Annotated in this window: 9 protein-coding genes; 8 read left to right on the top strand and 1 reads right to left on the bottom strand. The window is 61.2% G+C overall.

Features of this window, described 5'->3' with window-relative positions; genetic code table 11:
* The coding region (locus tag GPA21_RS16390; RefSeq protein WP_168989199.1) for a PAS-domain containing protein at positions 1–1,291 on the bottom strand (1,291 nt) is incomplete at its 3' end.
* A gap of 241 nt (positions 1,292–1,532) precedes the next feature.
* On the opposite strand from GPA21_RS16390, the gene GPA21_RS16395 reads away from it, so the two are divergent.
* The 8 genes from GPA21_RS16395 to GPA21_RS16430 form a co-directional block, all read left to right on the top strand.
* Positions 1,533–3,497 (top strand): AMP-dependent synthetase/ligase, encoded by a 1,965-nt coding sequence (locus GPA21_RS16395; RefSeq protein WP_168989200.1) that lies wholly within the window; start codon positions 1,533–1,535, stop codon positions 3,495–3,497.
* A gap of 14 nt (positions 3,498–3,511) precedes the next feature.
* On the top strand, positions 3,512–4,294 hold the full coding sequence (locus GPA21_RS16400; protein ID WP_168989201.1) for an ABC transporter ATP-binding protein: 783 nt from the start codon (positions 3,512–3,514) through the stop codon (positions 4,292–4,294).
* 30 nt (positions 4,295–4,324) lie between these two features.
* Entirely contained in the window at positions 4,325–5,251 is a 927-nt protein-coding gene (locus GPA21_RS16405) for a branched-chain amino acid ABC transporter permease (RefSeq protein ID WP_168989202.1), read from the top strand.
* A 36-nt stretch (positions 5,252–5,287) separates the two neighbouring features.
* Positions 5,288–6,355 (top strand): branched-chain amino acid ABC transporter permease, encoded by a 1,068-nt coding sequence (locus tag GPA21_RS16410; protein ID WP_168989203.1) that lies wholly within the window; start codon positions 5,288–5,290, stop codon positions 6,353–6,355.
* 81 nt (positions 6,356–6,436) lie between these two features.
* Positions 6,437–7,759, top strand: coding sequence for an ABC transporter substrate-binding protein (locus GPA21_RS16415; protein WP_168989204.1), 1,323 nt, complete (start codon positions 6,437–6,439; stop codon positions 7,757–7,759).
* Positions 7,760–7,914: 155 nt separating this feature from the next.
* A complete protein-coding gene (locus GPA21_RS16420) occupies positions 7,915–8,757 on the top strand; it encodes an ABC transporter ATP-binding protein (protein ID WP_168989205.1) in 843 nt (280 codons plus the stop codon).
* A gap of 309 nt (positions 8,758–9,066) precedes the next feature.
* Positions 9,067–10,299, top strand: coding sequence for a phenylacetate--CoA ligase family protein (locus GPA21_RS16425; RefSeq protein WP_168989206.1), 1,233 nt, complete (start codon positions 9,067–9,069; stop codon positions 10,297–10,299).
* Between the two features lie 134 nt (positions 10,300–10,433).
* Positions 10,434–11,035 (top strand): AEC family transporter (locus tag GPA21_RS16430; protein WP_168989207.1); only part of this gene is annotated, 602 nt, incomplete at its 3' end.

Consider the following 11,035-nt stretch of genomic DNA (forward strand, 5'->3'; position numbering starts at 1 on the left):
GATTGAGCAGCGCATTCTCGAGCTGGTGGGGGTCGGCGAAAACGTAGACTGGCTCATCCGGAAGTCGGGTGCGGATATCGACGTTCTCAGGCAGCGAACGGGTGAGAAGATGAAGCATGTTTTGCACCAGCGCGCTGACTTCCACCGCGCTGGGCTCGAGCGCCTGACGCCGGGAAAAGGTCAGCAGCCGCTTGATCAGCTCTGCGCCTCGCTGCGCCGCATGAAGTGCGGGGGCGACGAATTCCTTGTTGCGATCATCAGACGGAGAGCGCTCCTGCAAAGCCGACAGGTTGCCAATGATGACAGACAGAAGATTGTTGAAATCATGTGCCAGTCCGCCGGTGAGCTGGCCGACGGCCTCCATCTTCTGCGCCTGAATCAGCGCAGCCTGGTGCGCCTTTTGCTCGGTGATGTCGATCGATAGCACGAAGAAACCGATCACTTCACCTGTGCCGTCAAGCTCAGGCACCACGACGCTACGTGCGTAAACAGTACGTTTGCCATGCAGGGTTCTGGCGTACTCGTAGCTGACCCGTTCGCCCTCCTTGGCCTTGAGCAGGTGAGGCAGAATCTGGGCGTACGCCTTTTCCCCGAATACCTCGGCGATGGTCTTGCCGACAATCGCGTCCTTGTCAATTTCAAACCACTCCGCATAACCCTTGTTGGCGAATCGATAGACCTCGTCGCGCCCGACATAGGCGATCAGCGCGGGAATTGAATCGATGATCAGCCGCAAGCGTGCCTCTGATCGGCGAAGGGCATCCGCGATCTGGTCGATCTCGGCATTCGCGTGCGCGAGGCGGGTATTCGCGTTCTCGAGGTCGCGGGTGCGGGCGCTGACTCGCGCCTCGAGAATTGCATTCTGTTGCTGTATGACCTCTTCGTAGCGGCGCTGATTGGTGATGTCGGTCCATAGGGACACGAAGCCGAGGTTCGGGATCGGCACGCCGCGTATTGCCAGCACCCTGCCGTTGGGCCGGGTGCGCTCCGTGTAGTGGGGCTGGAACGAGCGGGCCGCCGCCATGCGCTCGGCGATCATCGCCTCCGGGTTGCCTTCGCCGTACTCGCCGCGATTGGCGTTGAAGCGCACAAGTTCCTCGAAAGGCAGCCCTACCTTGAGCAGGTTCTCCGGAAAGTCGAGCAGACGCAGCACCGCCTTGTTCCATGTCACCAGCTTCGGCGTCGCATCGAACACGGCGATCGCCTGATCGAGCAAGTCGAGCCCTGCCAGAAGCAGGTCGTATCGTCGGCGTTGCTCGGAGGTCTGGTTGTCCGTTGGCGTGGCTGTCATGTCGAGGGAATAAATCGCCGAGAAGCTTGTGTGGCAGGCGTTTTGAGGTTGTCACAATTCGATACATTGCGCAAACAGTTGCGCAAACATGGACTGCGAGACTCTCGATGCACAAAGCACGTCCGTGGATCGCTCAATGCGTTCCACGGCGAGAAAAGACAAAGCGAATACGAGATCCCGACAGCCGACACCAAGGTCCGGCGATCGGGGTACGGAGATTAAACCAAAGGAGGAACAGGGTATGTCCGACACCAGCGGGCAAGCCGCGCTCGACACCTTTCCGCGTCTGCTGATGCACCATGCCGCCGTGCGGCCCAACCGGCCGGCCATGCGCGAAAAGGAATACGGCATCTGGCAGACCTACAATTGGGCTGAAGTGGCCGAGAACGTGCGTGCGATCGCATGCGGGCTCGCGGAACTCGGCTTCCGGCGCGGCGATCGACTGGCCATCATCGGCGACAACCGTCCGCGCTTGTACTGGTCGGTTGCAGCCTGCCAGTGCCTCGGCGGTATTCCGGTCATGCTCTATCAGGACGCGGTGGCCGAGGAGATGGCCTACGTGTTGCAGGACGCCGAGATCAAGTTCGCCGTGGTCGAGGATCAGGAGCAGGTCGACAAGATGCTCGAGATCCTGCCCGACGTGCCGTTCGTCGAGCACATCGTCTATGACGATCCGCGCGGCATGCGGCACTACACCCAGACCATGCTCAAGGGGCTGGATGAGCTGCAGGAGATGGGTCGCATCCACGACCGGAACCAGAGCGACTTCCTGAATGCCGAGATCGCCAAGGGCGCGAGCGACGACATCTCGATCATGCTCTACACCTCCGGCACCACGGGCAAGCCGAAAGGGGTATGTCAGACCCACGGCGCTTTCATCGCCGCGGCGAAGGGCGCCACCGAGTTCGACAAGCTCAGCGAGAACGAGGACATCCTCTCCTATTTGCCGATGGCCTGGGTCGGAGACCATTTGTTTTCCTTCGCGCAAGCGATGTATGCCGGCTTCACCATCAACTGCCCGGAGTCGGGTGAGACGGTGATGACCGATCTTCGCGAGATCGGGCCTACTTATTACTTCGCTCCGCCACGTGTGTTCGAGAACCTGCTCACCACCGTGATGATTCGCATGGAAGACGCGGGGGCGATCAAGCGCAAGATCTTTTCGTATTTCATGGGTGTGGCCCGCCGTTGCGGCGCCGACATTCTTGATGGCAAGCCGGTTTCTGGTAGCGATCGCCTCCAGTACTGGCTCGGCAACCTGCTGGTCTATGGGCCGCTCAAGAACGTGCTCGGCATGAGCCGCATCCGCGTTGCCTATACCGCAGGCGCCGCGATCGGCCCTGACCTGTTCCGCTTTTACCGCTCGATCGGCATCAACCTCAAGCAGCTGTATGGCCAGACCGAAACCTGCGCCTACGTCTGTCTGCAGCCCGACGGTGAGATCAAGCTCGACTCCGTCGGCAAGCCGGCGCCCTTCGTCGAGGTCAAGCTCGCTGACAACGGCGAGATCCTGGTCAAGGGGCCGATGCTGCTCAAGGCCTACTACAAGCGGCCGGACGCGACGGCCGAGTCGCTCAATGAAGACGGTTACTTCATGACGGGCGATGCGGGCTTCTTCGATGAAGATGGTCACCTCAAAATCATCGACCGCGCCAAGGATGTGGGCAAGCTCAACGACGGGTCGATGTTCGCGCCCAACTTCATCGAGAACAAGCTCAAGTTCTTCCAGCATGTGAAAGAGGCGGTTGCTTTCGGCAACGAGCGTGATTTCGTCACTGCCTTCATCAACATCGATCTCGAGGCGGTCGGCAACTGGGCCGAGCGCAAAGGGCTGGCCTATGCCGGCTATACCGATCTCGCGCAGCAGGATGCGGTGTACAGCCTGATCCGTGAAGGGATCGAGCAGGTCAATGCCGATCTCGCCAATGACCCGATGATGAGCACATCGCAGATCAAGCGCTTTCTGATCCTGCACAAGGAGCTCGACGCCGACGATGGCGAGTTGACCCGCACCCGCAAGGTGCGTCGCAAGTTCATCATGGAACGCTACGGCGTGCTCATCGATGCGCTCTACGAGGGCAAGCAGAGCCAGTACATCGAGACCGAAGTCAAATACGAAGACGGCCGCGCCGGCAAGATCGCCGCGACCCTGCGCATCGAAGACGTCAAGACCTTCGCGCCGCAGGGCGGCAAGCAGGCCGCCTGAGGGGAGACATAGACATGGCAAGACAGTTTGGCGACGTCGTCATCGACCTGCAGAACATCTCGCTGCGCTTCGGCGGGGTGAAGGCGCTGACCGACATCAGCTTCAATGTGGTCGAGCACGAGATCCGGGCCATCATCGGCCCGAACGGTGCCGGCAAGAGCTCGATGCTCAATGTGATCAACGGTGTGTATCACCCGCAGGAGGGAAACATCATCTTCCGTGGTCAGCAGCGGCAGAAGATGGAACCGTATGAGGCTGCCTCCCAAGGCATTGCCCGTACCTTCCAGAACATCGCGCTGTTCAAGGGCATGAGCGTGCTGGACAACATCATGACCGGTCGCAACCTCATGATGAAGACCAGCTTTCTGCACCACATGCTCTACTGGGGCAAGGCGCAGCGGGAAGAGATCGAGCATCGCAAGAAGGTGGAGGAGGTCATCGACTTTCTCGAGATCCAGAGCATCCGCAAGACGCCGGTCGGCCGACTGCCCTATGGTTTGCAAAAGCGGGTCGAACTGGCCCGTGCGCTTGCAGCCGAGCCGACGCTGTTGTTGCTCGATGAGCCGATGGCCGGGATGAACGTCGAGGAGAAGCAGGACATGTGCCGCTTCATCCTCGACGTGAACGACCAGTTCGGCACCACCATCGTGCTGATCGAGCACGACATGGGGGTGGTCATGGACATCTCCGATCGTGTCGTGGTGCTCGACTACGGCAAGAAGATCGGCGACGGCACGCCGGACGAGGTCAAGAACGATCCCAAGGTGATCGACGCCTATCTCGGTACCTCGCACTGACCCCGGCCAAAGGATTAAGAGGAGACAACAATGACTTTCTTTCTTGAAGTGCTGATCGGCGGCCTGCTGTCGGGCGTGCTGTATGCCCTGGTCGCACTCGGCTTCGTGCTGATCTTCAAGGCCTCGGGGGTGTTCAACTTTGCCCAGGGCGCCATGGTGTTCTTTGCTGCGCTGACCTTCGTTGGCTTTACCGAGGTGCTGCCGGGCTGGACAGGGCTTGCGCAGGGTACAGCGGGCAATTTCTGGCTCGCCTTCATTCTCGCGCTGTCGTCGATGATCGTGCTCGGTATCGCTACCGAGCGCGTGGTGCTGCGCCCCCTGGTTAACCAGCCGCCGATCACCCTGTTCATGGTGACCATCGGTTTGACCTTCTTCATCGAAGGTGTGGCGCAGGGCATCTGGGGTTCGCATGTGCGTGGCCTCAACCTCGGTATCGAGGACGTGCCGGTGATGTTCCTGCTCGACAACTTCGACATGATCATCTCGCAGTTCGACCTCATCGCCGCAGGTATCGCCTTGGTGCTGTTCGTCACCCTGGCGCTGCTGTTCCAATACACCAAGGTCGGCCGGGCCTTGCGCGCGGTGGCCGACGATCACCAGGCCGCGCTGTCGGTCGGCATTCCGCTCAAGCACATCTGGGCCATCGTCTGGAGTGTGGCCGGCTTCGTGGCCTTGATCGCGGGCCTGATCTGGGGGGCGCGCAACGGTGTGCAGTTCGCACTGACCTTCACTGCACTCAAGGCCTTGCCGGTGCTGATTCTCGGCGGCTTCACCTCGGTGCCGGGTGCGATCATCGGCGGTCTCATCATCGGTGCCTCCGAGAAGCTTGCAGAGGTCTATCTCGGCCCGTTCGTCGGTGGCGGTATCGAGGGCTGGTTCCCGTACATCCTGGCAATGCTCTTTCTGCTGGTCCGGCCCGAGGGTCTGTTCGGCGAAAAGCACATCGATCGCGTCTGACGCGCTGGCCTGACTACGAGATAACGGAGACAACACATGTTTTATCGTGAAGCCGGCCAGTTCAAGGCCAGTTATCAAGCGGATTCGCGGATCTTCCCGATCCGTCAGGATCAGATCGGGTTCGTCGCGCTGATGGCGTTCCTGTTCCTGGTCGTGCCCTTCATCGCCAATCAGTACTGGCTGCAGGCGGTCCTGATCCCGGTGCTGATTTTCGGCCTGGCTGCGCTGGGCCTCAATATCCTCACCGGCTATGCCGGACAGCTGTCACTGGGTTCGGCGGCGTTCATGGCGGTGGGTGCGTTCGGTACCTACAATTTCATGCTGCGTATCGACGGCATGCCCTTCCTGGTCGCGATCCTCCTCGGTGGTTTGTGTGCCGCGGCGGTCGGGATTCTGTTCGGCTTGCCGAGCTTGCGGATCAAGGGTTTCTACCTCGCGGTGGCGACGCTCGCGGCGCAGTTCTTCATCGTCTGGGTGTTGGTCAAGTTCGGCTGGTTCTCGAACTACTCCAGTTCCGGCGTGATCACCGCGCAGCGGGTCAATATCCTCGGCATCGATTTTCGATCGCCGGAGATGAAGTATCTGCTGACGCTGACTGTCGTCACCGTGCTCGCGTTGCTTGCCAAGAACATGGTGCGATCTTCGACTGGCCGCAAGTGGATGGCGGTGCGCGACATGGACGTGGCCGCCGAGGTGATCGGCATCCGCCTGATGCGCACCAAGCTGCAGGCCTTCGCGATCTCGTCCTTCTACTGTGGTGTCGCCGGGGCCTTGTATGCCTACATGTATCTTGGCACCGTCGAGCCGGAGGGTTTCAACCTCGACCTGTCGTTCAAGATCCTGTTCATGATCATCATTGGCGGGGTCGGCTCGATCATGGGGTCATTCATCGGTGCAGCCTTCATCGTGCTGTTGCCGGTTTTGCTCAACGTAGCATTCCACGGTTCGATCGGGGCTTTCGTGCCCGCCGACCTGGCGTCCAACATGGAACTCATCATCTTCGGTTCGCTGATCATCTTCTTCCTGATCGTCGAGCCGCACGGGCTGGCCCGTCTGTGGCAACTTGCGAAAGAGAAGCTGCGCTTGTGGCCGTTCCCGCACTAAGATTGCAGTAACCGGCGGGTCATCCCGAGCCGCCGGTCGACTGTGTTACACCCGAAGCACCACATAAAGAGGAGGCAACTCATGAAACTCAGGAATACCTTGATGGCCGTTGCAGCAGTGGCCACTGTATTTACCGCCGGCCATGCGGTCGCGCAACAGGAGCAGTACATCGGCCTGCCGAGCTACCGCGTTGGCCCGTTCGGCGCCAGCGGCGCCGCGCTCTACGGCGGCTGGATCGACTACATGGCAATGATCAACGCGCGTGACGGCGGTGTGAATGGCGTCACCCTCACCTGGGAAGAATGCGAAACGGAATACAACAACGCGCGTGGCGTCGAGTGTTACGAGCGCATGAAGAACCGCGGACCCACCGGCAATTCGGTGTTCCAGCCGCTGTCCACTGGCATCACCTACTCGGTGCTCGACCGGGTCGCCGAAGACAAGATCCCGATGGTCACCATCGGTTACGGACGCACCGACGCGGCTGACGGTACCGTCTTCCCGTGGGTCTTCCCGATGATCTCGACCTACTGGAACCAAGCCTCGGCGATCATGAACTACATCGGCGAGAAAGAAGGCGGCATGCAGAACCTGCGTGGCAAGAAGATCGGCCTGCTCTATCACGACTCCGCTTACGGTGCCGAATCTCATGCAGTCATGGACCGACTGGCCGAGATGCACGGTTTCTCGGTGGTCAAGATCGCCGTCGCCTCGCCGGGTAACGAGCAACAGGCGCAGTGGCTGCAGATTCGCCGTGAGCGCCCGGACTACGTGATCCTGTGGGGCTGGGGCGTGATGAACCCGACCGCAATCCGTACCGCATCGCGTACCGGCTACCCGGTCGAGAAGATCGTCGGCGTGTGGTGGTCCGGTGCCGAGGAGGATGTGGTGCCGGCCGGTGAAGCCGCCAAAGGCTACACCGCCGCGGGCTTCAACCCGGCAGGCACCGACTTCGGCGTGATCCAGGACATCATGTCCCACGTCTACGCCCACAACCGCGGCAACATGTCCGACCGCTCGCGCGTCGGCAGCGTGCTGTACAACCGTGGCGTGGTGCACGGCATCATCACTGTCGAGGCGATCCGCACCGCTCAGGAGCAGTTCGGCACCGGCCGTCCGATGACTGGCGAGGAGATGCGCTGGGGCTTCGAGAACCTCAACATCGACGAGGCACGTCTGGTCGCGCTCGGTGCTGACGGCTTCATGCCCAACCTGCAGATCACCTGCGAAGACCACGAAGGCTCCGGCCTGCTCAAGTTCCAGCAGTGGGACGGTGAGAAGTGGACCGTCGTGTCCGACTGGATCTCGGGTGACCGTGAGCTGGTGCGCGGCATGATCCAGGAGTCGGCCGCAGCGTACGCAGCCGAGAAGGGCATCACCCCGCGCGACTGCTCGGCGCAGTAATCGCAACAAACCGTGGAGCGGACAACGCCGCTCCACGGCAGGCTTCCCCTTCCATGGGGAGGTCTGCCCGAGACCTTGCATGACGAGGCTTGGGGCAGACTCTCTCTGGGTAATACCGGGGAGGTGGGATGGAGACAACAGGCGAAGACAGGACAATGAATACAGCCACGACTACTTCCACTTCGACGAACGACCAGGCGCCCTACCTCAGCGTGAATAACATCGAGGTCATCTACGATCACGTGATTCTCGTGCTCAAAGGGGTATCGCTCGAGGTGCCCAAGGGCAAGATCGTCGCGCTACTCGGTGCCAACGGTGCGGGCAAATCAACCACTCTGAAATCGATATCCAACCTGCTCGGCGCCGAGCGCGGTGACGTCACCAAGGGCAACATCGAGTTCCGGGGCGCTCGCATCGAAAGCCTCACCCCGAATGAGTTGGTCAAGCGCGGGGTCATTCAGGTAATGGAGGGGCGCCATTGCTTTGGTCACCTGACCATCGAGGAGAACCTGCTCACCGGCGCGTATACGCGGCGCATATCGCGTGCCGAGTTGAAGGAAAGCCTCGACAAGGTCTACCACTACTTCCCCCGCCTCAAGGAGCGTCGGGCCTCGCAGGCCGGCTACACCTCGGGCGGCGAACAACAGATGTGTGCGATCGGCCGCGCGCTGATGGCCAAGCCGGAGATGATCCTGCTCGATGAGCCGTCGATGGGACTCGCGCCGCAGATCGTCGAAGAGATCTTCGAGATCGTCAAGGATCTGAACGTCAAGGAACAGGTGAGCTTCCTGCTTGCCGAGCAGAACACCATGGTCGCGCTGCGCTACTCGGACTTCGGCTACATCATGGAGAACGGTCGCATCGTGATGGAGGGCGAGGCCAACTATCTCGCCAACAACGAGGATGTCAAGGAGTTCTACCTCGGCTTGTCAGGTGAGGACAAGAAGAGCTTCCGCGACGTGAAACACTACCGCCGCCGCAAGCGCTGGCTCTCCTGAAACGCAGCGCGAGGAACGACATGTCTGTGTCGCAGACCCGCTTGTTTGCAGCGAGCGAACGGTGCGGTCCCGCGCCTTGGTTTGCCGTACCTCGCTCGCTTTTCGGGGCAATGCGTGTCGGCGGGTCTGCAACCGTGCACCGCATGCCCTCTCGGCTTGCCTCGCATCAACCGTAAGTGCCGGCCCCAGCCCGCGCCGGCTTTACGGTCTCGGCAATCAGGCGTGTGATCGTGGCCGCGCGGTTCTGTGCGGTTGCGGCATTCACGTGAGCAACGGCAAATCTATTGAATTCGCGATTGGGATTACGTCATGAAGCACTACGACACCAGAGAAACCCGTGACCCGCAGCAGCGGGAGCGCGACCTGCTCACAAGACTGCCTGCGCAGATCGCGCATGCCAAGGCCAATGCGCCGGCGTTTGCGAAGCTTCTGGCAGAGGTCGATCCGGAAAGCGTGACCACGCGCGAGGCGCTCGCGGGTTTGCCGGTGATTCGCAAGTCCGAATTGCTCGAACTGCAGAAGGCGGCTCGACCGTTCGGCGGGTTTGCCGCGGTGAAATGGGGGAGAGACTGTCGCCGGGTTTTCGCCTCGCCTGGACCCTTGTATGAGCCGGAGTCGGCGCGCATCGACTACTATCGGCTCGCGCGGGCGCTGTTCGCCGCAGGCTTTCGCGAAGGCGACCTGGTTCACAATACCTTCTCCTACCACTTCACGCCGGCCGGATCGATGATGGAGACGGCCGCGCATGCGCTGGGTTGTACGGTGTTTCCGGCCGGGGTTGGACAAACCGAGCAACAGGTCGCGGCGATCGCGGATCTCGCACCCAATGCCTACACCGGCACACCATCCTTTCTCCGCATCATTCTCGACAAGGCAGACGAGTTGGGTGTGAAGTCGAGCTTCACCAAGGCCTTCGTCTCAGGCGAGGCGTTTCCGCCGAGCGTGCGCGATGCGTTTGCAGCTCGCGGAATCAGTGCCTACCAGGCCTATGCAACTGCCGATATCGGGCTGATCGCATACGAAACCGAGGCGCGGGAGGGATTGATCGCCGACGAGGATGTCATCATCGAGATCGTTCGGCCCGGCACGGGCGATCCGGTGGGAGAGGGCGAGGTTGGCGAGGTGGTGGTCACCACCTTGAACCCGGACTACCCGCTCATTCGCTTCGGTACTGGCGACCTGTCGGCCGTCCTGGCAGGCGCATCCCCCTGCGGCCGGACGAATGTCCGGATCAAGGGCTGGATGGGGCGTGCCGATCAGACCACCAAGATCAAGGGCATGTTCGTCCATCCGGGGCAGGTGGCGGCGGTGGTCAAGCGGCACCCAGAGATTCTTCGCGCCCGACTGATCGTCGACAACCCGGATCTGAACGACCGGATGACGCTTCACTGTGAAACCGCCCATGGTGACAATGGCCTTGCGGTTGAGGTGGCGGCCAGCATTCGGGAACTGACCAAGTTGCGCGGCGAAGTGAGCTTCGTTGCCCCTGGGTCGCTGGCCAACGACGGCAAGGTCATCGACGACATACGCAAGTACGACTGAGTTTCGGCGCTGCCTCTCGTTAGCGATCGCGGATGAGCGCCGGCCCCGCCCGGATTCATTCTGACTGAGCCGGTGGTTGGCTGGAGATCGGTCGCGGCTGGAAGGGGGGCCGTACGCTGCGGTATGCTTCGCCGATGCAAAGCCTGCTGCTTCTCCTGCCCGATTTTTCGCTGATTCTCATTGGCGCACTGCTTCGTCGTTACGTGGTCTTTCCGGACGGGTTCTGGCCCGGGGTCGAGAAGCTTGTCTATTTCGTATTGTTTCCCGCCTTGTTGTTCAATGCGCTCGCCAACGTGCGCATCGATGCAGCTGCGATGTTCCCGCTCGTGGCGGCCGGACTCTGCGTTCTGGTCTCCGGTTTTCTGCTTGGCCTCGCGGGGCGTCCGCTGATGGGGCTTGGCCCAATGGCCTTCGCCTCCCGCCTGCAGTGCGCCTATCGTTTCAACACTTACATTGGGATTGCGCTTGCCGGCAAGCTCCACGGCACGCTGGGCGTGGCAGTCATGGGTGGACTCGCTGGCGCCATGGTGCCGTTTGCCAATCTGATGGCGGTCGGCATGCTCGCCCGCCATGGCCAGGTCGGTGTGCTGAGGGAAATTTCGCGCAATCCACTGGTCATCGCGACTTTGTGCGGGCTGCTCTACAACGTTTTCGGTCCGGAGCTTGGCGCATCGGTGAGTGCTGTGCTGAACAGGTTGGGGGGGGCTGCGGTGACCCTCGGCTTGCTCGCGGTGGG

This window comes from Azoarcus taiwanensis (assembly GCF_012910885.1).
In the GTDB taxonomy this organism is placed as follows: domain Bacteria; phylum Pseudomonadota; class Gammaproteobacteria; order Burkholderiales; family Rhodocyclaceae; genus Azoarcus_F; species Azoarcus_F taiwanensis.